The 26181-nt window shown below is 29.6% G+C and carries 16 protein-coding genes, 1 rRNA gene and 1 pseudogene; 12 read left to right on the top strand and 6 right to left on the bottom strand.

Annotation, left to right across the window (positions count from 1 at the left end):
- Positions 1 to 274 precede the first annotated feature (274 nt).
- Positions 275 to 778 carry a Na+/H+ antiporter subunit E gene (locus tag EDL80_RS00960; RefSeq protein WP_158406349.1) on the bottom strand — a complete coding sequence of 168 codons (504 nt, stop codon included), beginning with the start codon at positions 776 to 778 and terminating at the stop codon, positions 275 to 277.
- A 138-nt stretch (positions 779 to 916) separates the two neighbouring features.
- On the opposite strand from EDL80_RS00960, the gene EDL80_RS00965 reads away from it, so the two are divergent.
- On the top strand, positions 917 to 1534 hold the full coding sequence (locus EDL80_RS00965) for a MotE family protein (protein WP_158406350.1): 618 nt from the start codon (positions 917 to 919) through the stop codon (positions 1532 to 1534).
- 1542 nt (positions 1535 to 3076) lie between these two features.
- On the opposite strand, the gene EDL80_RS00970 is transcribed toward EDL80_RS00965, so the two are convergent.
- Genes EDL80_RS00970 through EDL80_RS00980 form a run of 3 tightly spaced genes read right to left on the bottom strand, consistent with a single transcriptional unit; the run spans position 3077 to position 5066 of the window.
- Positions 3077 to 3226 (bottom strand): hypothetical protein, encoded by a 150-nt coding sequence (locus EDL80_RS00970; protein ID WP_158406351.1) that lies wholly within the window; start codon positions 3224 to 3226, stop codon positions 3077 to 3079.
- Between the two features lie 14 nt (positions 3227 to 3240).
- A complete protein-coding gene (locus EDL80_RS00975; RefSeq protein WP_158406352.1) occupies positions 3241 to 4014 on the bottom strand; it encodes a type III pantothenate kinase in 774 nt (257 codons plus the stop codon).
- Positions 4015 to 4025: 11 nt separating this feature from the next.
- Positions 4026 to 5066: a quinone-dependent dihydroorotate dehydrogenase gene (locus EDL80_RS00980; protein WP_158406353.1), complete on the bottom strand. Its 1041-nt coding sequence runs from the start codon at positions 5064 to 5066 to the stop codon at positions 4026 to 4028.
- A 177-nt stretch (positions 5067 to 5243) separates the two neighbouring features.
- Between EDL80_RS00980 and EDL80_RS00985 the strand changes: the two genes are divergently transcribed.
- Positions 5244 to 5828 (top strand): peptide deformylase, encoded by a 585-nt coding sequence (locus EDL80_RS00985; RefSeq protein WP_158406354.1) that lies wholly within the window; start codon positions 5244 to 5246, stop codon positions 5826 to 5828.
- A gap of 1389 nt (positions 5829 to 7217) precedes the next feature.
- Here the strand turns inward: EDL80_RS00985 and argH are convergent.
- Positions 7218 to 8615 (bottom strand): argininosuccinate lyase, encoded by a 1398-nt coding sequence (gene argH / locus EDL80_RS00990; RefSeq protein WP_158406355.1) that lies wholly within the window; start codon positions 8613 to 8615, stop codon positions 7218 to 7220.
- A 1443-nt stretch (positions 8616 to 10058) separates the two neighbouring features.
- Here argH and EDL80_RS00995 point away from each other — a divergent pair.
- The 3 genes and pseudogenes from EDL80_RS00995 to EDL80_RS05015 form a co-directional block, all read left to right on the top strand.
- A complete protein-coding gene (locus EDL80_RS00995) occupies positions 10059 to 10997 on the top strand; it encodes a patatin-like phospholipase family protein (RefSeq protein ID WP_158406356.1) in 939 nt (312 codons plus the stop codon).
- A gap of 372 nt (positions 10998 to 11369) precedes the next feature.
- Positions 11370 to 11957, top strand: coding sequence for a pyridoxamine 5'-phosphate oxidase (pdxH, locus tag EDL80_RS01000; protein ID WP_158406357.1), 588 nt, complete (start codon positions 11370 to 11372; stop codon positions 11955 to 11957).
- Positions 11958 to 12057: 100 nt separating this feature from the next.
- A pseudogene (locus tag EDL80_RS05015) lies at positions 12058 to 12182 on the top strand (pyridoxamine 5'-phosphate oxidase); the annotation flags it as partial.
- A 614-nt stretch (positions 12183 to 12796) separates the two neighbouring features.
- Here EDL80_RS05015 and EDL80_RS01005 read toward each other — a convergent pair.
- Entirely contained in the window at positions 12797 to 13075 is a 279-nt protein-coding gene (locus EDL80_RS01005) for a BolA family protein (protein ID WP_158406358.1), read from the bottom strand.
- A gap of 255 nt (positions 13076 to 13330) precedes the next feature.
- Here EDL80_RS01005 and EDL80_RS01010 point away from each other — a divergent pair, with 255 nt between their 5' ends.
- The 7 genes from EDL80_RS01010 (at position 13331) to EDL80_RS01040 (ending at position 26049) form a co-directional block, all read left to right on the top strand.
- Positions 13331 to 14149 carry an EndoU domain-containing protein gene (locus EDL80_RS01010; RefSeq protein WP_158406359.1) on the top strand — a complete coding sequence of 273 codons (819 nt, stop codon included), beginning with the start codon at positions 13331 to 13333 and terminating at the stop codon, positions 14147 to 14149.
- 2498 nt (positions 14150 to 16647) lie between these two features.
- Complete coding sequence (dnaE, locus tag EDL80_RS01015; protein ID WP_196492742.1) at positions 16648 to 20007, top strand: DNA polymerase III subunit alpha; 3360 nt, start codon at positions 16648 to 16650, stop codon at positions 20005 to 20007.
- A gap of 622 nt (positions 20008 to 20629) precedes the next feature.
- Positions 20630 to 21907 carry a 3-phosphoshikimate 1-carboxyvinyltransferase gene (locus EDL80_RS01020; protein WP_230957215.1) on the top strand — a complete coding sequence of 426 codons (1278 nt, stop codon included), beginning with the start codon at positions 20630 to 20632 and terminating at the stop codon, positions 21905 to 21907.
- A 233-nt stretch (positions 21908 to 22140) separates the two neighbouring features.
- Positions 22141 to 23646 (top strand): 16S ribosomal RNA (locus tag EDL80_RS01025).
- A 162-nt stretch (positions 23647 to 23808) separates the two neighbouring features.
- Positions 23809 to 24207, top strand: a complete 399-nt coding sequence (gene sdhC, locus EDL80_RS01030; protein WP_158406361.1) for a succinate dehydrogenase, cytochrome b556 subunit — start codon at positions 23809 to 23811, stop codon at positions 24205 to 24207.
- A 9-nt stretch (positions 24208 to 24216) separates the two neighbouring features.
- Complete coding sequence (gene sdhD, locus EDL80_RS01035) at positions 24217 to 24558, top strand: succinate dehydrogenase, hydrophobic membrane anchor protein (protein WP_158406362.1); 342 nt, start codon at positions 24217 to 24219, stop codon at positions 24556 to 24558.
- Positions 24559 to 24780: 222 nt separating this feature from the next.
- A complete protein-coding gene (locus EDL80_RS01040) occupies positions 24781 to 26049 on the top strand; it encodes a hypothetical protein (protein ID WP_158406363.1) in 1269 nt (422 codons plus the stop codon).
- Positions 26050 to 26181 lie beyond the last annotated feature (132 nt).

A 26181-nucleotide genomic window follows, 5' to 3' on the forward strand; every position in this document is an offset into this window, starting at 1 on the left:
GTATAAAGGTAGAGATGTTTATATTGAAACGTAGGAAAAAGGTTTTTTTTGTTAATTAAGTTATGTATATAAATAGTACTGAATATTATTATATACATCTTGATGTAATCAAGTTTTATAAAATATCATTTTCTGTACATTGATGATACTGGATTTATCGAGAACTTAGATAATTTTACTAAGAAAATACAATTACGTAAGCAAATGACGAATCAGTACGTATGTTCTGTAGTGAACTGAGGAAAGCTGTATTTATTAGTCAAGTGTGTATAATTTAATCATCAACAAATACCTGACTAACTTTATTGTCGATATCTGTAACACCAGACATAGATTCTTCATCTATAGCTAAAACCCTAATCTCATATGGTGCATTAAGTTCTGACACGTTAACACTTACTGTACCAGGAGTTAATGTAATAGAATTTGCAAGTAGTGATACACTGATAGCACTTTTTTGTTTGGTTTGTACTAACCTAAAAATTGGTGGGCCAATAATTGTTTTAAAATTCCATACCTTTTTGATTATATGTAAGTTAGATAATGCTACTTGTAATATAATCCAAAAGCAGTAGCGTATAAAATACAAGGGTGTACAGCTAAGTTTTCTTGTTTTTGTTCTATAGGTGTAGCTGCTATCATCTGGTATAGCATTTTCTAGTCTTTTTGTGATAAATACTGCAAATATAGTACTTGCAATACCTAAGCCTATAAAAAATAGATCAAAGTATCCTGATAGTGCTAACCACAATACAAATAAAATAAAAAATAGCCTCACCTTTTAATACTTACTAAAATGTCTTTACTTGTATAACAATATTAATGTAAGGTACAATAATTACTTATTGCGAAATTAATACGGTACCTTATCATACATAATGAATTTTAATGAGATTATAAATATTTAAATTGTAATATGCAAGTAGTTTATATTGTTAATGTAATATTAGTATTTTGTGTTATTGGCATTTTGTTTCCATATTTTTATTATGCTGATAATAGTAAAGTTGCAAGGTTTCATGTACTAGATAATGCTGAATTTGTACAGGATCAGCGTAATAATATTTTATTGGGTAACTTAGCTAAGAAAGTACAGTTGTTACAAGTAAATAGTGGGTCAGTTTCTGTAGTAGATTTAGAAAAGTCATATTATAATTTATTAGAGCAAAGAAAAGAATTAGAAGATAAAGAGTTAAGGTTGAAGGCAATTGAACAGCATAATCAAGACCAGGTCTTATATCTAGAGAAAGTAAAACAAGAAATAGTGGCATTGCTTAATCTTGATATACAAGATAACTTACAGAAGATACGTGGTATATCAGCAATATATAAAAATATGCCAATAGAGTTAGCTATTAAAATATTTGAATTATCGGATATGGATTCGTTATTATTAATCGTAAGTTATCTTGATGATACAACTTTATCCCGTATATTGTCAGGTGTAAGTAAAAATGTAGCTGAAAAAATTCAAAAAATATCTACAAAAATACCTATTAAATGTAATTGTTCTAATGTTAGTGCATTATCTTAATTATGTTGAAATATGATTTATAGGATAAATCAAAAGTTTGTCGTATGTTATGGTTTCCTTATAAGTTAATGATTATATAGTTTGTTATTAGATATAGTGGAGATTAGTTTTTTTAGTAGGGTCTTTGGTATAGTCTTCATGTACTTTGTATAAAGAAGTTGATTAAAACTGCTATACACATCGTTTTTAGTATGTGATCAAGTATGTTATAAATTTCGTAATGTTGCTATATTTTTATAACTTGAGTTTTTTTTATCACTATATAGTGGTTTAGATAATCAATGTCTTATTTTTGATACTATCTGGAGACAGTTATATTTTTTATGGATAAATAATGTGGATCAATTATTTGAGAAAGATATCATAACCAAGTCAAAGATTGATTTTGGTGTAATTGATTATGTGTATTAATGACCATATCACGTTTTGAAGTAATGTACACTACTGAAAAAAATATTACTACACCTGAGTAAACTAGAGAATATTAGATATTTATCATATAATTTTATTGAAAAAATGCTTTTTTATATGTCTTATTATATATAACAGATATGCTGATTATAAATAGGTAGGGTATGTGCTCAAATATATTTGAAGTATAGCTTTATATGTATTTTATACAAATTAATATGTTACAGAATATTAATGGATTAAGCTATGCACTTAATATATGTTTATATGATAGTTTGTTCCTCTTAACAGTGTTTTTAACTATAGCAAAATTGTGAATATATGGAGTTAGTGTAATTTGATAATATTTATTAGATATATAATCTGTCTGAGAGTCTGTAATGAAAGCTGAGTAATTATAATTTATGATTTACTATAATGTAATGTGTATGTTGTCCAGTGTATTTGTATAAATCTGTAATACTTTAATAGTATTGTTTAGTATAGTTGATCTGTAAATATGTAGGTTTAATGTAATTTGACAATATTTATTAGATATATAATCTGTCTGAGAGTCTGTCATGAAAGCTAGGTAATTATAATTTATGATTTGCTATAATGTAATGTGTATGTTGTCCAATGTATTTGTGTAAATCTGTAATACTTTAATAATATTTTTTAATATGAGTGAACTGTAAATATGTAGGTTTAGTATAATTTGACAATATTTATTAGATATATAATCTGTCTGAGAGTCTGTGATGAAAGCTAGGTAATTATAATTTATGATTTTCTATAATGTAATGTGTATGTTGTCCAGTGTATTTGTATGAATCTGTGATACTTTAATAGTATTGTTTAGTATAGTTGATCTGTAAATATGTAGGTTTAGTGTAATTTGATAATATTTATTAGATATATAATCTATCTGAGAATCTGTAATGAAAGCTGGGTAATATAATTTGTAATTTGCTATAATGTAATGTGTATGTTTTTCAGCATACTTGTATATATACTGTTGTATTTTGCGTAATATTTTTACCTATGATGAATTTATGAGTATATAAGTTTAGTATAATCTTGTAATATTGCATAAACATATGTCTATGTTTATGCGTTTATTAATTGATTAGTAAAATATGAATACTTTGGTTATCGATCTACCATAGTGTTATGTAATATGCCGTGTGAAGATAAAGATAAACCAACATTACGAATGTTTTTTGTAATAAATGAGGACGCATCACATATGTATTTTTTACAGTAAGAATACAATTGTTGTGGTAACATAAGAAATCTCATAAGATGCTTATGAGCTATTTGTGGGATAGTATGTTGTATAAGTGTATCATACCTTTTGTGGTTAAGTCTGCATCGATGTTCTTAATAACATTTTTATGATCACTGAATAAAGTTGCATTTCCACCTGTTGCTATTGTGTATAAATCTTTCTTTTCTTCATGTAATATCTGTTTTACAATCCCTTCAACCATAGCAATATATCCCCAGTATACGCCTGCTTCTATAGCGTAAAACAATGTGTTATGTACTACTTTATTGACTTTAATTTGAGATATTTCTGGCAACAATGCTGTGTGTTGTCTCATACTTTGTGCCATAATATGTACCCCAGGAGCTATAACTTGTCCATAGATGGATCTCTCTTTACTTATTAAATTGAATACTGTTGCAGTGCCCATACTTATTACTAATAAATTTTTATTTGGATATAGAGTAACTGCTCCTATGATACTTGCTAATCTGTCAGATCCTAATAATTTATCATTTAAATCTATCTTAATATTACAAATATCTGCGTGGTAGTTATTTATGATAATGGGATTTATATTAAAGTAATTTGTACTTAATTCAATAATTGGCTTTGTTATACTTGGAACAACGCTTGAAATGATAATGCTAGTAATTGTAAAATCATCAATGTGTAATTGGTTTACCATTGAACTAAAGAAAACAAAATATTCATCAGCTGTTTTTCTGGGTTGTGACGATATTCTGATTGTTTGTATTATTTTATTATTAATGCAAATTCCAAATTTAATATTTGTATTTCCTATATCTATTATTAACATTGTTTTCTACGTCAATTGTTATATCCTATCGCATGGCTTACTGTTGGAAACCCATCTGCAGATAATAGTTCTGCTAATTCGAGGCTGATTTTATTTGCTATATTAAATCCATTATATACTATAGCTGTGTATAGCTGTATTAATGATGCTCCAGCTTTTATTTTTTCATATGCATGGTACCCACTGCTTACTCCTCCACAGCCTATTAGTATGAGTTTTTGTTGGCTAATTTTGTATATTTCAGATAAAACTTGAGTTGATAAGTCAAATATCGGCTTACCACTTAATCCTCCTTGTGTATTTGCATGTGAGTTGCCTAGTAATTTTTGATGTTGAACTGAGGTATTACTTATAATCAAACCAGAAACTTTATGTTTTATTGATAGATCTACAAGATCTTGTTTTTCATTATCACTGATATCTGGGGAGATTTTTAACATAATTGGTACAGATTCTGCATAATCTGTGAGTTTTCTTACTTGTGATATTGCTGTTAGTAATTCTGATAGTAACTCTTGTTTTTGAAAATCCCGTAATCCAGGAGTGTTAGGGGATGATATATTCAATGTTATGTAGTTACTAAGGCCATATATTTTTTTTACTAATTCGAAATAGTCTTGTATAGGATTAGGTGATGTTTTGTTAAACCCTATATTAATACCAAACATACAGTGATTAAGTTCTGCGTCATTTACTTTTTTTATTACAAAATCTATGCCTTTATTGTTAAAACCTAAACTATTGATAAGTGCTTCTTCTTTTATTAATCTAAATACACGTGGTTTCTTGTTTCCTTTTTGTGGATATCTTGTTACAGTACCTACTTCAACAAAACTAAAACCAGTTAATAGCAAAGGTTTAATTACTTCAGCATTTTTATCAAAGCCAGCTGCTACTCCTATTGGTGTCTTAAGAGATTTGTTAAAAAGTGAAATATTAAGCGATCTTGGTAGGTCAACTTTTTTTATTGGAATAAAATTATTTTTTAATGCAAAAATTGTCATCTTGTGAGCAATTTCTGGTGGAATACAAAACAGTGCATTAGTAAACATACGCTGTAGGACATAATATTTAATGATTAGTTTATATGCTTGTACTTTTATTATGTCAATTTCTTATAAAATCCTACTTGTATAACTGATTAAATACGTATAACAACTGTTAAGATAATGAAATGTATAGAATTATACTGTAAATTGCTTATACTAAAAGTTGAGAGGAATATAATTATGAATATCTTATCCGTTGATAATGTTCAAGATTTGCGAAATTTACATGCTATATCTCATCCTATTGAGAAAATAGATCAAGATGTTATAGCACTAGCTGATGATATGATGAAAGTTATGGAAAGTAGTAAAACTGTAGGATTATCTGCAGTGCAACTTGGTAGTCATAAAAGGATGTTTGTTATTAATATGTTTAGTGGGTTATTTGATATGACACAAGATATTAAAGTGTTATCTGGACATCATTCCTTACATGGCAAAAATATGGTATGTATAAATCCTGAAATCTTAAGCTTTTCTGCTGAAACTGTTGATTTGTTTGAAGGGTGTTCATCAGCAAAATCCTATGGGTTGATTAATATTACAAGACCAAAGCACATGGATTTTAGGTATACGGATTTATTTGGAAATAAGTGTATAATAAGGGTATATGGATGGTTATCTAGATGTATACAACATGAAATGGATCATTTAAATGGAATACTGCTTGCTAATGTTGTAGATAATATAAAAAATCATTGTGTGCATAGTGTTTCTGAAGAGGATCACAGTGTGATACATATATTACTTATGGCTAAAAAGTGAAAGTTGTTATGAGAAATTATAGGGTTATATTTGCTGGGAAGTAGTGTGTTACTGTGTAATATTTAAACTAGTGTTATCTAATGGAATAATAATGCATCTATATGATCTAATATATGTTTTCCTATGTCATGGTATAATAAATTATCATCCTGTTTATATTTTTAGGTTTTGGTGATGGCCTGTGATGGGTCTCTATGTTTTACCATAAGCTATTTTTAGAAACATTTTTGTGTTGTATTCATTACGGATATAAGTAGTTGTACGTTAATTTATTATGACTAAGTTTTGTATTTTAGGAGTAGTAACTTTTAATAACTATATGTTTAGGTTCTATACAGATTGTTTACTAATTTATAATAGGGTTTAAGTTCTATATATCTCTTAGTATACGGAAATTTATGAGCTTTTATTTAAGTTATTTTGTATACATGTGCTATTTACTTATAAGATATTTCAAGATAATGTTATTTAAAGTTCAGTATTTATGTATGACTTTATTGCTGAAATTAGGTGTAAGGTAAGTAATCAAATAATTATCAGTGGATTATGATTTAAAAGTTGGTTATGGTTTAGCATTGTTACATTTATGTTGTAGTGTTATTATAGGTGTTGTTAAGTTATAGGTTTTGTGATGTATAATAATGTTTTGATTTGAACATATACAACTTAGTAAATATAAGCTTTTTTTAAGTACATGTTTAGTTATAGCTTCTTGATAAGTTGCTTGACATTATAATACTTGTATTAGAAGTTTATTTTGAAAGGATTGTAAGTCATAATTCTATAGTTAATGTAAAGTATTAGATTCTAGCTTATATAGAAAATTTTTTATTTATGATGTATAATTTTAATCTATAAATTTTGCTAGTTCTTGTAAACTTGCAAAGTTTATTTTTTAAATGTGTTGTTATATTATGAATAAAAAATATTTTGTAAGATATTGAGCATTTTTAATATTACCAAAACTAATATGGCATTATGGTATAAATACATATGGTGAGTAATAACTGAATAAATGTTCTTAAAATATCACTATTGGATTTGATTCTTATGTCAATTAAGTTATGTGTATATAAGTAAAAGAATTTATACTTTTTATTAATAAACTATGTATTTTGAAATATGAACTAGTTTTTAATAGTGTTGTGTAATAAGTTATTGCCTGTAATGTGAGATTATGGTCTGTAATTCGTATTAATAGCTGTATGTTTATCAGATATACAATAAGTTATTTAGTAGTATTGTATAATGAGTTATTATGTATAATTTTTAACTTAATTACTATTGTATTTTACTTGTTTTATTAGGAGAAAGGAGAGGAGTAGTGTTTAGATAGATTATTTTATGAATAATAATGCTGCCATTAAAAGTATACTCATAAGCTAGGGCTTATGTTTTATCATTTATCTTCTCTAAATATAACTTACCATTTTCTACTGCTTTTAGAACATTGACTGGAGCAGTACCTCCGTAGCTAGTTCTACTGGTTACAGAATTCTTTACTGATAGAACTAAAAATATATCTTCAGTAATAGATGGCACTATTGTTTGCATTTGTGTTAATGTTAGTTCATGTATTTTGCATTGATTTTGTTCTGCTAGTTTTACTATTTGCCCAGTGATTTCATGGGACTCTCTAAACGATAAATTTAAATGTTTTACTAACCAGTCTGCTAAGTCTGTTGCTGTTGAATAATTGTCTTCTGCAGCTTCTAACATGTTTTTACTATTTATTGTAATGTTTTGTAGCATACTATTCATTGCTTCTATACATAGTATTAGGTTTTCTGCCGCATCAAATATAGGCTCTTTGTCTTCTTGCATGTCTTTACTATATGCTAGTGGTAGACCTTTCATTACGACTAATACATGATTAAGTGATGCAAAGATTCTACCAGTTTTCCCCCTGATTAATTCTGCAGCGTCTGGGTTTTTTTTCTGTGGCATTATTGAACTGCCAGTTGTGATGTTGTCAGAGAGTGTGATAAACTTAAAATTGTAACTGCACCATAAAATAATTTCTTCTGCCAGTCTTGACAAGTGCATTATACATATTGAAGCATTAGATAAAAATTCTATAGCATAATCTCTATCTGAAACTGCATCGATGGAATTTTCAGTTGGACTATCGAATCCTAACTCCTGAGCAATAAAATGACGATCTATTGGGAAAGACGTACCTGCTAATGCTGCAGATCCTGCTGGACATTGGTTCATACGTCTATATAGGTCGTCCCACCGTGAATAATCCCTTTTGAACATTTCAAAATATGCCATAAGATGATGGCCTAATGTTACTGGTTGGGCAATTTGTAAGTGTGTAAAACCTGGCATAATTGTATCATAGTGAGTTTCAGCTATTTTTAATAAAGTTAGTTGTAGTTCATATAGTTGTTGTTTTAATTTTTTTATTGATTTTCTAATCCATAACTTAAGATCTGTTGCAACTTGATCATTTCGAGATCTTGCAGTATGCAATTTTCCAGCAATATTGCCTATCATTTTTTTTAGGTTATACTCTATATTCATATGTATATCTTCTAAATCTGTGCTGAATTTGAAATCACCAGAAGCGATTTGTTTTTGTATGACCTCTAGTCCATGAATAATGAGCTGCCCTTCATATTTACTAATGATTTTTTGATTTACTAGCATCTTACAATGTGCAATTGATCCAAGGATGTCTTCTTCATATAATGCTTTATCGAATGATATTGATTCGTTGATTTTTTTCATAATATCGCTGGAGGATGTAGTAAATCTTCCTCCCCATAGAGGGTTTGTCATATGATTTTTTATATGTTAGTTGTGGGTGTATTATCTTGTAAATTATTAGAAATGACAATAATATTTAATGTGTTAATTGAGAATATGTAAATCTAAGTGTGTTTTCCTTACTATGATGTTGTATCAGGTTAAAAGTGTGTATTTTTGTCATAATGTTACTAGGATGTAGTGGGTTTTTTTATTCATGAAGAAATCAGATAATTTTTGGTGTGTTAGGTAAGAGTGTATTGTTTTATAAATTACTAGAAATAACAGTGATATTTAATGTGTTGTGATGATAGTTGAGAAAGGGTAAATTCGGGCATAATTGCTTCACTATGATGTTTTATCAAATTAGGGAATGTGTATTTTGTCATGGTGTTACTAAGGTTTAGTGAATTTATTATTCATAGATAAGTCAGGTGATATTTAATATGTTTAGTTGAAGATGTATTGTTTTATAAATTACTAGAAATAATAGTGATGTTTAATGTGTTGTGATAATAGTTGAGAAGGGTAAATTCGGGCATAATTGCTTCACTATGATGTTTTATCAAATTAGGGAATGTGTATTTGTCATGGTGTTACTAAGGTTTAGTGAATTTATTATTCATAGATAAGTCAGGTGATATTTAATATGTTTAGTTGAAGATGTATTGTTTTATAAATTACTAGAAATAATAGTGATGTTTAATGTGTTGTGATAATAGTTGAGAAGGGTAAATTCAAGCATAACTGCTTCACTATGATGTTTTATCAAATTAGGGAATGTGTATTTTGTCATGGTGTTACTAAGGTTTAGTGAATTTATTATTCATAGATAAGTCAGGTGATATTTAATATGTTTAGTTGAAGATGTATTGTTTTATAAATTACTAGAAATAACAGTGATGTTTAATGTGTTGTAATGATAGTTGAGAAGGGTAAATTCAGGCATAATTGCCTAAATATGATGTTTTATCAAGTTAGAATAAATTTTTGTGTAATATCGATGAATAGGTAGTGAATCTTCTCTTTGATATTGGATTGTTATTAATTGTATATAACTAATACTTATAAGTTATAAAACGTTATCAAGATGTATTGTATAGATTGTTAACATATACTTATTGATGAATATGGTATGTAATTCCATTTTTATTCAGGACTAATGTTTTCGCGATATATATGTTTTTTATGGAAGTTTATCTAGTGTACCCTATATGTGTGAATTGTATATTATTATAAGAGTAAGTATGGACAGTTAGGTGTATAAGTTAACTAATGATCAGAGATTTATGTAAGGGATAGTATTATTATTGGTGTGTATGTTTTTGTTAATTTTACTTAATAAGTTATATTTTTAGGTTAATAAATTCATAATAATCAAGTTGTCCATGACAAAAATCTTAATAAAGTGTTTTGTGCATTTTTGTCTTTAATATAATATTAATAGTATATTTATAAACATAAGAGTGTATTTTTATGGCTAGGTATATATTATCAATAGATGGTGGTGGAGTTAGAGGAATAGTTGCCGCAACTATACTACAAGCAATACAAAAGAAAATTAATAAGCCGATTGCTGATATATTTGATTTAATAGCTGGTAGTTCAGTAGGTAGTCTTATAGGTGCTGCGTTATGTCTTAAGAATAATAATGGGATGCATAAATATAGTGTATCTGATGTATTAGATATATTGTTACATAGTTCTGGTAGAATTTTTAGTAATTCAATTACAAGAAAAGTTATATCAGTGGTTGCTGGTCCAATGTATTCTGATGAAAATTTAAATGCAACTTTACAGGAAGTATTTGGTGATACTACGATGAATGATTTAATGCTGAATTTTATGGTACCAAGTTATGATTTGTATTCAAATCGAACTGTAATGTTTAGAAGTTGGATAGAAAAATATCGAAGTGTAAAAGTGCGTGATGTTGCAAGAGCTGCTGTAGGTGCTCCTACTTATTTTACGCCTTATGAATTGGTAGTAAATAATAAGAAAGAATTATTGATTGATAGTTCTCTTGTTTCTAATAATCCTATAATAGAGGCCTATGCTGCAGCACAGGTATTATATCCTGGTGAAACGGTATATTGTTTATCTGTTGGATGTGGTACCATTAATATGGATTTTTCACATGTACAAAATTCATTGTTATATTGGGGATCTAAGATCATTTTTGTTATAGTTGATGCTGGGTTAGATGCTGTAGACTATAAAATGGAAAGGCTCATTAAAGCAAGTGATAAGTATTTTAGAATGTCAGGTGATATAAAGTATGCTACGCATGATTTTAGTGATGCATCACCAGTAAATATTGGAAATGTTCAAAAAGATGCTCAAAGGATTTTAGCAGATAATTTGGGTAAGATAGATGAATTTTGTCAAATAGTTCTGAGTGATAAAGCTAATTAAATGTAATATATTTGTTACCTACTTGAGGTTTGTGATATATTTTTATATATAGATCTATCAAGTATATGGAATAAGTATTATAATAGCTATGTGCTTGTATCTAGGTAATCTCAAGACAAAGTAAGTGTCAGTATGTACATGAATTGGTAATTCTTATACTAGCATAGTATCATTAATGTTAATAATGTGTAACTATTTATTTTATATGGGATAAATATTGTAGAAATGTGTGTTTTTGAGAGTATAAGACTATATTTGTGTTTGAATATTTTGAGATAATTAGTTTATAATTAAAGATAAAGTAATAGTATTTGTTATTGTTGTTGAGTAGTATAGATATTATATGGCAGTATTAGTAAGTCTGAAAAATTTATGATTGAGAAGAACCCTATCGATTTTTTTAATCTGTGGTATAAAGAAGTACTCAAGGTTCATTGTAAGGAGCCTACTGCAATGGTACTTGCTACATGTGGTAAGAATCTTAAACCTTCAGCACGGGTTGTATTATTAAAACAACATAGTGATCGAGGGTTTGTATTTTTTACAAATATGAATAGTCGTAAGGGAAAAGATATCAGTGAGAATCCTTTTGTTTCTCTAGTGTTTGATTGGAGGCATATTTCTAAGCAGGTTAGAGTTGAAGGTGTAATAGAAGCTTTATTACCTGAAGATTCAGATAAATATTATGCCACTAGATTACGTGGTAGCCAAATAAGTGCTTGTTGTTCTAAACAATCTAGTATTTTGGAAGATAGAGAAGAGTTTATTACAAGCATGAAAAAAATGGAAGTAGAGTTCATGGGTAAACCAATACCTCGGCCAAGTTATTGGATTGGTCTCAGAGTTATTCCTATGTTGATGGAGTTTTGGCAGGAAGGTGTAGATAGAATTCATACTAGGTACCAGTACACTAGACCTAATGATGCACATGAGTGGAGTGTTGTAGAGTTATATCCATAAAGTAATGTTTGTAAATATATATCTAAGTGTGGTGTGATACTTTTTACATTAGATATGTAAGGGATGTATAATCAATTAGTATTTAGGTTGAGTTATTGAAGGTCTGAACAATATTCCTATGTTGATGAAATTTTGAGAGAAGATGTGGATAGAATTCATACTAGGTACCAGTACACTATACCTAATGATACACATGAGTGGAGTGTTATAGAGTTATATCCGTAAAATAATGTTTGTAAATATATATCTAAGTGTGGTGTGATACTTTTTACATTAGATATGTAAGGGATGTATAATCAATTAGTATTTAGGTTGGGTTATTGAAGGCCTGAACAATATTCCTATGTTGATGAAATTTTGAGAGAAGATGTGGATAGAATTCATACTAGGTACCAGTATATTAAAGCTACTTAAGATGTATAAATGAAATATTATATAATATATGATTGCAAGCTTTGCTGCGCTTATGATATTTTATAGTTTAGGATGCGAAACTTATAATATGTGTGATTGAAAGTATGATAAAGTATTGAATAAGTTTATGTGTTTATTCTGTTATCAACCTAGTCAATATTAATAACACTTTACGTATTTTTTTATTAGTTTTAATTTTATTTGTGTCAGGTTTATTTAATGTAAGTTGTTATATCCTTTTATATACGTGGAGTATTTATTATATTGGTTGTGTTAAATAGTAAATGTTTGGTTTTTATTATGTTAGTTCTTTACAAGTTAGCTGTAAATATTAGAAGCCAGGTTACTTATAATTAATTTTATAAGAATTAGTGCACTTGCTATTGCTTGTGATTATATAAAATCTACTGTGATTAAAGATTTTCCTAAGTGTAGCTGTTATATTCTTTATGTGTATATAAGTGAAATGAAATTGAATGTATGAGTTTTATTTCTGAGTATAAGATCTTATGGAGTAGCCTTTGTCTGTTAATCTTGATCATGCCTGTAAAGTCATCTGATACTAGTATGATTTTAATATGTGAAATGTTAGATATAGAATGAAAGTTATGTCCTGTGTGCTTTATAGATTCATCGATTATTTCAAGACTTAAGACATTTAGTGTTGATGTAACTTTATTTTTTATCTTTTGAATTATATCCATATTATTTGTGGTTTGTGCTGTTTGGTTATTATAACATTTATATTGTATTGTGGGAAGTTTCCCTATGTTGTTTAGCTTATTAAAGCTTTGTGTATAGTACATTACTATATTAAAGATATAATTTTAATAAATTAGTAAAATTTAATTTATTTACTAAACTTATTTTATTAATATAATGATAATATATTAATATTATGCTAATATTAGTATATAATGTATACATAAAAATATTTTTTATTATATGGAGCAAAATTTATGAGTTTTTATAAATATATTTCTTATCTTTATATTTTATTAGTACCGTTAAATTTGATGGCTGTTACAGCTCATGATAGTACTCGTGAGTGTGTTGATAGTGTTTCTGGATTTAATTTCTTTTTTAAACCTACACAAGAAAGTAAGTGTGATTTACCAATTATGCCTGAACTAAACAAGTTTGATCAGGCTGTACTTGACTTGTGTGGTAGTTGGGGTGACAAACCTAAAATAGAAGGGTTTAGACATATGTTAGATGATGTTAAATATAAAGAATATATTGATAAGATTTATACGGAATTAGATCATCAAGTTTTTAGTCCAAATGCTGATCTTGAGACGTTTAAACGAGAATTAGCAAGGCTATGGTTCAGGAGGCGTGGTTTTACTCACATAATGTGTGGTGAACCTAGAAAAAACAGATTAGCAGGGATGCATTTCTTTGGTCGTTATATACAGGCTCAGCAAAATGGTTGGGCTGGTAGATATTATCACCCTAGTGACGAAGTTAGTGATAAAATTTTTACAGTTGGTATTATATTTAAAAATCCTTATAGTAATCGGCTTATTATTGATAATAGGAAAGGGTATGATTTATCACATGCTGATGATATTATAATATATGCTACAAAAGCGTATAAAGGATTATCCCAAAGTATTAATCTTACGACAAATAAGTTCTGTCTTTATGAGTATAATGGTATTACTTATTCTCTAGTAGCTAGTAAGGATGCAATTGTTACGTTTTTTTCTGATTTAACTCCAAGTTGTAGAGCTGGTAAAGGGGAGTGTAATTGTATAAAGGATACAATATCGTAAACTTGTAGTGTTATTATTTTTTAGTGATTTATTGTATAGGTAGTTAAATTTATTGTAGATAGTCAAACTGTATATTTTGTTAGGTTTATATTAAAGTAATTTGTGCTTAATTCAATAATTGATTTTATTTTGTATTTGGGCATAACGCTTGGAATACTAATATTAGTAATCACCAGATCATTAATGAATAATTACTTTATTATTGCACTGGGAAGAAAATATTCATCAGTTTTTCTTGGTTGTAGCAATATCTTGATTGCTGGTATTATTTAATGATTAATGCAAATTCCAAGAGTGATATTTATATTTTCTATATTTCTGTTGTTAACATTATTTTTTATATCAGTTGTTATGCCATAGCATTACTTACTGTAATAAAAATATGCAGACCATAGTGTTATTATTGTAGTTTGGTACTGATTTTGCTTATCTGGTATTGCATGTCTATATGGTAATTATTTAGTTAACGTGATATTGCATGATCTATTTGCACTACCTGCCGTATATAGGTAAGAATCTGTGTTAGAGGTGAAATTGAAAACTATATTTATGTAATTTTATTGTAATTAGTAAGTTATCTATATATCTAAGTTATATTGTATGTACAAGGGTACTCTGTTAACTATTATTTAGTCTATAGTCACGCTTAGTGTTGTTTACGATACTTATTGTATGGGATTGAATTTTTGTAATTGATCTTTCTTCATGATGTCTGTTAGTTTTATGTTTTAAAATCTATATATGTTATTTCTATTTTGAGGATCCTAATGGTTATATAATGTTGATGTTATGTTCTCTATAGTTTTATTTTAATAATGTAATGGACATTATGATAATATTGGGGTCATTTTAGCTTAATTTGGGCTAAGTGTTGTGTTTTATATTTCGACGAAATAGTTTAAAAAATATCTGGAAAAAATTAGTCGACATTTTGGTATAGTGAAAAAGTAGAACTTGTATTGATTTTTTTGGTAAGCATGAAGTTTATCTTAACTGTATTGATGGTAAGACTGTATGTTATAAACATGTAACTATAAATTTATAATTTTTGTGTTTTGAAAGTGAGTGATAAGTCTATCATATTAGATTTATGTTATGTAAACTTGTATTTGCTAAGCTGTTGTAATCGACATGTTAGTAGACATAAAATTTGTCTTAACTGTATTGATGGTAAGACTGTATGTTATAAACATGTAACTATAAATTTATAATTTTTGTGTTTTGAAAGTGAGTGATAAGTCTATCATATTAGATTTATGTTATGTAAACTTGTATTTGCTAAGCTGTTGTAATCGATATGTTAGTAGACATAAAATTTGTCTTAACTGTATTGATGATAAGACTGTATGTTATAAACATGTAACTATAAATTTATAATTTTTGTGTTTTGAAAGTGAGTGATAAATCTATCACATTAGATTTGTGTGTGTGTTGTCTAATCTGTTTGTAATAGATATTATTAACGTAAAAGTAAAATTTGGATAATTCAAATATAAGATGCATATTAAAAATTTTTGATATGTTCAAGTGTTAGTAATTTACATTCATAGCTAATAACTTAAGTGTGCTTAAATGGTTATAGTCAATTGATATATTTGTAATTCTTCTCAAAGTAAGTATAAAGAGTTAGTTAAAGTTTAGTGGACTATAGGTAAATAATTTAATACAGTCTTCAAAATCTTTCCTTGTTGAAAATAGTTCAAAAGTCTTATAGAGTAGACTATATTACTAGTTATATGTTTCATTCTATATATGTAGTATTTTTCTAATTGAGCTGTAAAAGCAATTTTGCGTGTTTATATAAATTAGGGGATATATTTATGTATATAATATGAAGAAATAATGCTACAGGAAGCTATTAATGCTCTTGTCGATAGTACACGTTGCAGTCATGTTGCCAATAAAGCTAGTAGTGTGAGTTATAATAAGTCATTAAGTGACATACTTACAGGTAAACAATAGTGTTTTAGCGGAATTTGTTGGCCAAGAAAGTACACTATATAATTACGCTTTTATATCCTGTAGATGTTTTTATAATATTTTTGATGTAGATGAGGTTAATAATCTAATATAAACACATTATAGCAAGTCTCATAGATAGTTTATCTGCAACATCACTTACTGTGAGTGAGTGGTAATTTATAGATGCTACATCTTGTAATATACTTAATATTGTATAGTAGTTAGTTTATATGATATAAGTTTTATTGAGTGATTTTTATATTTGCAAGTTGTGAATTTAATTCCTAAATTTTTATTTCGATGAATATCATTGTAAGTTTGTCAGTCTGATACTTAATTTATATAATTATAGTCTTGATTGTTGATCTTGTAGTGTAAGATTATTATTGTATGTCTACTTATAATTCATGACTATATAGGTACGTTTTTGTATATTGAAGAAGTGATGAGTTGTTTATTTCTTAATATGTGAGGAACTGATTTTTATATGTATTCATCATCTGGGTTGTTAACATTCCTTTTTTTGGTTGGTAATTATGAATCAGATATTTGTTCATCTTAGATCTCATAGTGATTATTCATTACTTCGTGGAATGATTAAAATAGATGCTTTAGTCAGTTTGTGTGTCCAGTATAATATGCCTGCAGTTGCATTAACGGATTCTGGAAATTTATTTGGATCTTTAGAATTTTCTGATTATGCTGCTAATGCTGGGGTGCAGCCTATTATAGGTTGTAATATCATGATGCACTATCATGGCAATAGCATTGGAGAGTTAGTATTATTAGCTAAAGATCAAGTTGGATATAGAAATATCATTGATATTGTTAGCAGTTCATTTAAAGAGAATCAATCAAGTAAATTCAATCGAGTTGATTTCAATAAGTTGATTGAACTAAAAGATGGTATTATTGTTTTAACAGGAGGGTATGAAGGATTATTAGCTCAGCTTTTATTACATGATGTTATAAATCGTGGTATTGTTGATAAGTTGTTAGTTGCGTTTGAAAATAATCTTTATGTTGAGTTGCAACGTCATGGTGTTAAAGAAGAAAGCATTGTAGAAAACGCGCTTATTAAATTTGCATATGAAAAAAATTTGCCATTAGTTGCTACTAATGATGTATTGTTTATCAAGAAAGAGGATTTTCCAGCATATGATGTGTTATCTTGTATATCAGATGGTCATTATATTGCTCAAGAAGATAGAAAGATGTTTACAGCAGAACATTATTTTAAGTCCTCAGAAGAAATGTATAACTTGTTTCATGATGTTCCAGAAGCAATTTACAATACGGTATTGATAGCACAACGTTGTTCTTTTATGCCTGAGGTAAGGAAGCCTATACTACCACATTTCCCGTGTTCAAGTGGTAAAAATGAAAGTCAGGAGTTAATTACTCAAGCATTATCAGGATTGGACAAACGTTTAAAGTTGAAAAATCTAACAGAAGAAGATGTGGTTAAATATAATGAAAGGTTACGATATGAGTTAGATGTTATTATTTCTATGGATTATGCTGGATATTTTTTAATAGTATCGGATTTTATTTGTTGGAGTAAAAGGAATGGTATAATGGTAGGCCCTGGTAGAGGATCTGGTGCTGGTTCTCTTGTTGCTTGGTCTTTGCAGATTACTGATCTTGACCCAATAGAGTTTGGTTTAATTTTTGAGAGGTTCTTAAATCCTGATCGTATATCGATGCCTGATTTTGATATTGACTTCTGTCAGGAGAAAAGAGATCTAGTGATAGAATACGTAAGAAAAAAATATGGTTATGTTGCTCATATTATAACTTTTGGTAAATTACAAGCCCGAGCTGTGTTACGAGATGTAGGTAGAGTAATGCAGATTCCTTATTTTCAAGTGGATAGAATTTGTAAAATGATTCCTTACAATCCTGTTAGGCCAGTGACTTTATCCGAAGCAATAGGAATGGATAAGAATCTACAAAAAGAACGTGATGATGATGAAACAGTTGCAAAATTATTGGAAATATCACTGAAACTTGAAGGTCTATATCGTCATGTTTCAATACATGCGGCTGGTATTGTAATATGTGATAGGAGATTAGAAGAACTAGTACCACTGTATTATGATAGTACAGCTTCCTTACCTATTACGCAGTATAATATGAAATATACGGAGAAAGCAGGATTAGTTAAATTTGATTTTTTAGGGCTACGTACACTAACTGTAATAAATCAGATTTGTCAATTGGTAAATGATAGGGGTCATGTTGTTGATATATTATCTATTCCTTTAGATGATAGAAAAACATATGAGATGTTATCTAGTGGTGATTCTATTGGTGTATTCCAGCTTGAAAGTTCTGGAATGAGAGAGGTAATCAGTAAGTTAAAGCCTGATAATATAAATGATATTATTGCGTTAATCTCTTTATATAGGCCTGGTCCTATGGATAATATACCTGTATATATAGCTCGTAAACATGGGTTAGAACAGCCTGACTATATACATTCAATTCTTGAAGGTGTCCTTAAAGAAACTTTTGGAGTAATAATTTATCAAGAGCAAGTAATGGAAATTGCTAAAATTATGGCTGGATATAGTTTGGGTGAAGCAGACTTGCTAAGACGTGCTATGGGTAAAAAAATTAAGGAGGAAATGGATAACCAGCGTAGGACTTTTATAAATGGAGCTGTGAATAATGGGATAGATCAAGAAAAAGCGAGTTATATTTTTGATTTAGTTGCAAAGTTTGCTGGGTATGGATTTAATAAATCGCATGCTGCAGCTTATGCATTGATTAGTTATCAAACTGCTTATTTAAAAGCTAACTATACTATTGAATTTTTTACTGCATCAATGAATATTGATATAACTGATAAAGATAAATTAGAAATGTTTTGTCATCAGGCAAAATTGCATGGGATTAATATACTACCTCCTGATATTAATTCTTCGAAAGTGTTTTTTGTTATTGAGGGATCATCTATTAGATATGCCCTTGGGGCGTTGAAGAATGTAGGACAGTATGCCGCTCATGAGTTGATCAGTGATGTTAAATATAAGGACATATGGGATTTTATTGATAGAGTCAGTACTAAATCTGTCCATAAAAGAATGTTGGAAAATATTATTAAAGCTGGAGTATTAGATAGTATTCATAGTAACAGGAAGCAACTTTTTGAATCAGTAATTTTATTTTTAGATATTATTGAATATAATAGATATAATTCTAACTTTAATCAAATTAGTTTATTTAATGATAAAAATCATTATAAATTAGTAGAGACTGATGATTGGAGTAAGGAAGAGAAATTATATAATGAATTTTCTTCCATAGGTTTTTATCTTAACAATCATCCTATGCAGAGCTATAAGGACCTTTTGGATAGGTTAAACATAGGATTTATTAACTATGATAATAAGTCTGCTTATAATAATAAGATAGCGGGTGTTGTTTCGAGTGTTAAAGTTCGCTCAGCAAATAAGGATAAATTTGCACTTGTGACTCTTTCTGATCCACATAATATTCATGAGATAGCCTTTTATAGTGGTAATGTAATAGAAGATAGCAAGGACTTGTTTAATAGTGGTGTACCCGTAATTGTTGAAATGGACAATACTTTTTATAGTTCTTCAGTAAGATTATTAGGTAAAAACATATACAGTTTTGAAAGAAAGATTGCTTCAATGATTAAGAGTATGACAGTATATGTTAGTTCTGAAAATAGTATAGTGATAAAGGAATTGTCTAATTTGTTGAAAGACAGTGGTAACACTGTGGTTTTTATTGATTTATTACTTCCAGATGATCATATTACTATTCAATTACCTAATAGTTTTCTTGTGACTCCTTTGATTTTTATGCAAATTTTTAAGCTGAATTGGGTTAGAGATATTAGTATCAATGATCTTGTGGTCTGAAAAGGCATTATATATGAAGAATTAATATATCAAATCACCGTGGAATATTAATATAGAGCCTTTTGTGTATAATTATAGAATGATATGTTCTGGTAATATGTATTTGTTATTAGAGAATTAAGTTGTTTAAGGTTAAGTATAGTTGCTGTTGTATGTAGATCCCGAATGGTAACATTGTAATTTGAGATTTAATATGTAAGAATTTTTGGGTTGTATGTTTATAAAATAGCATGTATCTGATAATATATTTGAATGTATAAATTACTGAACAAATACTTTCACGTTGTATAGTTGCCATCGTATCGTTGTCAGCCTTTACAGATTAGGATGAGTATTCTATTGGGCATCATTTCCCTATTTGTTGTAAAAAGGGGTCTTATGTTGCATGCTGCCAATCAAGATTGTAGAGTAGGTTGATTACACAAGTACAAGTAAGGATTGTTATGTTAGAAAAAAGTGTATTATTTTTTAGATTTCTTATGATCAATATTTGGAATTAAAATGACTTTATTTAAAATTTTGGGATATTAAAGACATGTAATGCTGTGTTAAAATTTGCATTGATAAGTTTTGCAATCATTATATTCTATAGCATTGTATTTCTTCCATAATGGGGTTGTATATGGTGGTTACATCTGAAAAGATAGGCCAGATAAATGGAAATATTAATATACTTAAAGATAGTTTTATATCTCATACGGCACTGATATTAGCATCTCAGGTAGTTGGAATGACTAAAATTCATCATATTACGTATAATGATGAAGTGATACTTACTATTAAGGCATTAAATTCACTTGATGTGCAAGTTAAATATGAAGATGGTGTATGTACTGTACAAGGGGTAGGGGTAGGTGGATTTATTTGCCCTAAAAATACATTGTATTTAAACAATCCATCTATCTACATGATGATAGGGGGATTATCTAGTTGTCCTTTTATATCTTTTTTTGATGGAGATTATGATTTGAATGTTAGTGAAATAATAAAACCGTTATCATTAATGGGGGCAAGATTTATGTTAAATGGTAATAGATTTCCGATTGCTCTCATTGGTTGTATGGATATGTTGCCTATAGAATATATCACTAACAAAAATGAAATAAAAACTATGTTATTATTTGCAGCATTAAATGTATGTGGTACTACCACTATAATTGATAATACTATAGATTATGATAAAATTATACCAGTGTTAAAACACTTTAATGTCTCTATAGAATGTTTTGCTTCTCAAAAGCGTGTTAATATATGTGGTCAACAAGAGTTATATTCTAAAGATATATATATACCGAATGATTTTTTTTGTACATTAGCTGTTATAGCTGTGGCACTTATGGTAGAAAACTCAGAGATTGTGATACTGGATGTATTATTAAATGATGAGATAAAAAGTTTTTATCAGATTTTGATAAAAATGGGAGGAAATATTTTTTTTATCAATAAGAGGCAAAATGTTCTTGGTGCGGAAATTGCAGATCTGTTAGTAAAAAGTAGTATATTAATAGGAGTTGATTGTTTAATTAGTGAAGATTTTAGTCTGGATGAGTGTTTAATTATGATGGTTATTTCTGCCTATGCTCATGGTATTACTATGTTTAGTGGTTTATTAAGGAGATTTATTGATAAAAGGTTGCAAAATCTTATTAATGGTCTAATTAGATGTGGGATTAAGGTAGAAATAGAAGCTGATAATTTAATTATTCATGGTTGCTCTGGTAATATACTTGGTGGAATTTTAATAGATGCATGTTATGACTTTAAAGTTACAGTAGTAAGTTTAATTTTAGGTATGGTGTCTAATAGTTCTGTCGAGATAAAAAACATTAGAAAAACAAGTGATTTTATTGCAATAGTAGATTTATTTAATAAACATGGAGCCAAGATTACATTTACATAATTTTTTATTTGAAATTAATATTAAAAAATATATTGACATATATGTCGTATTAACTGATAATCTAGCCCATGGCTAAGTGTCGTAATAATAAAGTTGTTTGAATAGTTTAATATTTATAGAATAGAAGTAAAGGCGGCGATGCATAATAGCTAATTTATTTTTTATCATGCATTTACGTTTTTTATATTTGTTTTTTTGCATGAGTCCAAGCCATAAGTAATTATGGTTTTGTCAAACTTGAGAGTTTGATCCTGGCTCAGAACGAACGCTGGCGGCAAGCTTAACACATGCAAGTCGAACGGACAGTTGTTTATAGCCTCGGTTATAAGTATCTGTTAGTGGCAGACGGGTGAGTAATGCGTAGGAATCTGCCTAGTAGTATGGAATAGCTATTAGAAATGATAGGTAATACTGTATAATCCCTGCGGGGGAAAGATTTATCGCTATTAGATGAGCCTACGTTAGATTAGCTAGTTGGTAAGGTAATGGCTTACCAAGGCAATGATCTATAGCTGGTCTGAGAGGACGATCAGCCACACTGGAACTGAGATACGGTCCAGACTCCTACGGGAGGCAGCAGTGGGGAATATTGGACAATGGGCGAAAGCCTGATCCAGCTATGCCGCGTGAGTGAAGAAGGCCTTCGGGTTGTAAAACTCTTTTAATAGGGAAGATAATGACGGTACCTATAGAAAAAGTCCCGGCAAACTCCGTGCCAGCAGCCGCGGTAATACGGAGGGGGCAAGCGTTGTTCGGAATTATTGGGCGTAAAGGGCACGTAGGTGGACTAGTAAGTTAAAAGTGAAATACCAGAGCTCAACTTTGGAGCTGCTTTTAATACTGCTAGACTAGAGGTCGAGAGAGGATAGCGGAATTCCTAGTGTAGAGGTGAAATTCGTAGATATTAGGAGGAACACCGGTGGCGAAGGCGGCTATCTGGCTCGATACTGACACTGAGGTGCGAAAGCGTGGGGAGCAAACAGGATTAGATACCCTGGTAGTCCACGCTGTAAACGATGAGTGCTAAATGTGAGGATTTTATCTTTGTATTGTAGCTAACGCGTTAAGCACTCCGCCTGGGGACTACGGTCGCAAGACTAAAACTCAAAGGAATTGACGGGGACCCGCACAAGCGGTGGAGCATGTGGTTTAATTCGATGCAACGCGAAAAACCTTACCACTTTTTGACATGAAGGTCGTATCCCTTTTAACCGAGGGAGTCAGTTCGGCTGGACCTTACACAGGTGCTGCATGGCTGTCGTCAGCTCGTGTCGTGAGATGTTGGGTTAAGTCCCGCAACGAGCGCAACCCTCATCCTTAGTTACCAACAGGTAATGCTGGGCACTCTAAGGAAACTGCCAGTGATAAACTGGAGGAAGGTGGGGATGATGTCAAGTCAGCACGGCCCTTATAGGGTGGGCTACACACGTGCTACAATGGCAACTACAATAGGTTGCGAGACCGCGAGGTTTAGCTAATCCAAAAAAGTTGTCTCAGTTCGGATTGTTCTCTGCAACTCGAGAGCATGAAGTCGGAATCGCTAGTAATCGTGGATCATCATGCCACGGTGAATACGTTCTCGGGTCTTGTACACACTGCCCGTCACGCCATGGGAATTGGCTTAACTCGAAGCTGGTGTGCTAACCGTAAGGAAGCAGCCATTTAAGGTTGGGTTAGTGACTAGGGTGAAGTCGTAACAAGGTAGCTGTAGGTGAACCTGCGGCTGGATTACCTCCTTTTAGGCTGTCTTATTTTATGTTATTTCTCAGTAACGTTGATAAATAAGGTGCTGCGCCGTCTTTATTTCTATTTTGTTTAATTAAGCTACTTGGTAATTAAAGGTTTTATTATTACTTAATTTAAGTTATTAAAGTTTTAGGGTTTTTTATTATATTAAGTTAATGTCAAAAATTAGGCCTTTATCTCCTCATCTGCAGGTCTATAAGTTGCCGATGGCTGCAGTACTATCCATTACTCATCGGTTTACTGGTGTTTTATTATTTATTGGCTTATTACTTCTTGCATGGACCTTTATTGCTTGTGCTATATACCCTGAAGTTGTACATAAAGCTTATGTTTTTTTTTCTGCTTCTTATTTTGCACTTTATAGTTTTAAGTTATTTATTTTTGTTTGCTTAAATGTTTTGTGTTATCATTATTTAAATGGTATAAGGCATATACTGTGGGATTTTGGGCTAGGTTTAACTAAGTCTGCTGTTAAAATTAGTGGTATTGTAGTATTGGTTTTGTCCTTATTATTTTCTTTTATTGTTTATAATGTTTTTTTAAATTTATGGTAGGGGATTATAATGAGCAGCTCGGTTTATCATTGGTTATCTCAGAGGATTACAGCGTTTGTAATGCTACCTTTTTCTGTATGGTTTTTTTATAAGTTTTTACGTTTTATTTCTGTAGTATGTAAGTCTGTTTCAGAACTTGATTTGACTTTTTTAAAATTAACAACTGTTGATTTAATTGCATCAATATGTTTTTTTGTGGTTGCTTTTTATCATGCAATATTAGGTTTACAAGTTATATTAGAAGATTATGTACAATCTTCTGTATTGAGGATCTCTGCGCTTGTGTTTATAAATGTGGTTGTCATTATTACTTTATTATTTTTGGTATTTGCTGTATTTAGTATAAGTTGAGTTTTGAGGTTTATTTATTAGTACTTAATATATTGTGTTTTTGTATGGTTATAAAAAGCTTAATAAGTAATTTTTATTTTTATTTGTTTATCATAAGGTTCTAATAGTAGAGCGTTTTGCGTGATGCTCTTTATTATATTCCTTAATTTTAGCGCTTTTAGTATTAATTTCTTTTACCATTTAATGTATAATGTTTAATATGTTCTGTTATGTAGCTAAAGTATGTTAAATAATTTTGGTAAAGCGATTGCTAGTGGTGCCAAAAATATAGTAAATGCACCCTTCAAAGGATTAGGTGTTTTACGAACAATATATCGAAATATGGGTATCCTTCCAATATTGAGAAGACTACCTGACTTTGGAACTGTTCAACAAGTTACATGTAGAGCTCGAGTACCAGTTATACATAAGAATCAAGAATGTCGATATGTATCTAGTAAATGTCATAGGTTTGGTTTAGAAATTCAAGGAAAATTTGTAGTATATAAGGGTAAAAGATATCCTATTACTCCATTATCAGGAAGTAATGGAGAACAAGTATTAGATGTTAATGGTAATAAGTTATTCGCTATTAATACTGCAGGAACTAATAATTATTCAGATTTTGAAGGTAAGGTAGAGGAGAATAAGGTATTAGTTGTAGCTTATGATGGGAATAAATGTGTTGATCCAGTTCCAGGAAGAGGTAGTAGAAAAGTTGTAGCTGATTTTCAAACAACAGTTTATCCTTTTTCGTTTTCTATTGTAAATCATGAAACTAAAAAAACAGATTTCGTATTATCCTTGATAGTACTTCCTTTTAATGCGTGTGGTTTAGTAGTTGGATGTGCAGGTAGGTTAGTTGCTAGTGTTTTAAGTGCTGTAGCAAAATGTTGTAGTATTCCGGCTAAATATCTTGCGGATAAAATAGATAGAGATATTATACACACTAGTTCAGGAGTATTACAAAATAAATGGCGCCCTGTTGGTGCAATTGGTGCAGTTTTTGTGTGTATACTATCTGTTTTGGGAAATGTATTGTCTACTGTATCTTGCATTGTAAGAAATTCTGCGGATTTTAGTGAAGCTATTATTAGATCACCTAGTGCGATTATAAATGGTATACATAATGAAAATATGCAATGTTTACCTGTGAGGGCAGGATTAACGGCGATTGTTGATCCAGTTAAAAGATGTGTGTCTGATCTCAAAACATCAGGTGTAAATTTAGTTAAAACGTGTGCAGAAACTAAAGCTAGATTATGTATGGATGGTGAATATTTAAGGCATCATATGGAAGGGAAATCTGGTTTTATACAGGAAAAAATATCGGGTAAAGATTTGCCACAACAGGAGACAAGAGGTAGTAAACAAAGAATTAGTCGTGCAGATTTGGAACAAGTGGCTGAAATTGGTAAAAGTTTAGCATCAGAGATAGCGTATGGAACACCACAAGATGTAAATGCTGCGTTAAGAAAACAAGAAGCTAAAGGTTCTAGTAAGGGTTTTTAGGATTTATGTTTTTTGCTCAGTATTTAGAATAGTATCTTCTATTATGTGTTGAGTGTATAAGTGTTCACATATAGATTGGATCTATGTGCATATATTTTAATTTTCATATAATATGAAAGTAAACTTGAAATT

The sequence above is a fragment of the Ehrlichia ruminantium genome, assembly GCF_009728835.1.
Taxonomy (GTDB): Bacteria; Pseudomonadota; Alphaproteobacteria; order Rickettsiales; family Anaplasmataceae; genus Ehrlichia; species Ehrlichia ruminantium_B.

Excerpts from the sequence above, each read along its gene's own strand:
- EDL80_RS00980 (WP_158406353.1), bottom strand. The coding sequence starts at position 5,066 with ATGTTTACTAATGCACTGTTTTGTATTCCACCAGAAATTGCTCACAAG.
- EDL80_RS00970 (WP_158406351.1), bottom strand. The coding sequence starts at position 3,226 with ATGAGATTTCTTATGTTACCACAACAATTGTATTCTTACTGTAAAAAA.
- EDL80_RS01020 (WP_230957215.1), top strand. The coding sequence starts at position 20,630 with ATGGTGGTTACATCTGAAAAGATAGGCCAGATAAATGGAAATATTAAT.
- EDL80_RS01005 (WP_158406358.1), bottom strand. The coding sequence starts at position 13,075 with ATGGATATAATTCAAAAGATAAAAAATAAAGTTACATCAACACTAAAT.
- EDL80_RS00975 (WP_158406352.1), bottom strand. The coding sequence starts at position 4,014 with ATGTTAATAATAGATATAGGAAATACAAATATTAAATTTGGAATTTGC.
- EDL80_RS00965 (WP_158406350.1), top strand. The coding sequence starts at position 917 with ATGCAAGTAGTTTATATTGTTAATGTAATATTAGTATTTTGTGTTATT.
- argH (WP_158406355.1), bottom strand. The coding sequence starts at position 8,615 with ATGACAAACCCTCTATGGGGAGGAAGATTTACTACATCCTCCAGCGAT.
- sdhC (WP_158406361.1), top strand. The coding sequence starts at position 23,809 with ATGTCAAAAATTAGGCCTTTATCTCCTCATCTGCAGGTCTATAAGTTG.
- EDL80_RS00985 (WP_158406354.1), top strand. The coding sequence starts at position 5,244 with ATGAATATCTTATCCGTTGATAATGTTCAAGATTTGCGAAATTTACAT.
- EDL80_RS01040 (WP_158406363.1), top strand. The coding sequence starts at position 24,781 with ATGTTAAATAATTTTGGTAAAGCGATTGCTAGTGGTGCCAAAAATATA.
- pdxH (WP_158406357.1), top strand. The coding sequence starts at position 11,370 with ATGATTGAGAAGAACCCTATCGATTTTTTTAATCTGTGGTATAAAGAA.
- EDL80_RS01010 (WP_158406359.1), top strand. The coding sequence starts at position 13,331 with ATGAGTTTTTATAAATATATTTCTTATCTTTATATTTTATTAGTACCG.
- sdhD (WP_158406362.1), top strand. The coding sequence starts at position 24,217 with ATGAGCAGCTCGGTTTATCATTGGTTATCTCAGAGGATTACAGCGTTT.
- EDL80_RS00995 (WP_158406356.1), top strand. The coding sequence starts at position 10,059 with ATGGCTAGGTATATATTATCAATAGATGGTGGTGGAGTTAGAGGAATA.
- dnaE (WP_196492742.1), top strand. The coding sequence starts at position 16,648 with ATGAATCAGATATTTGTTCATCTTAGATCTCATAGTGATTATTCATTA.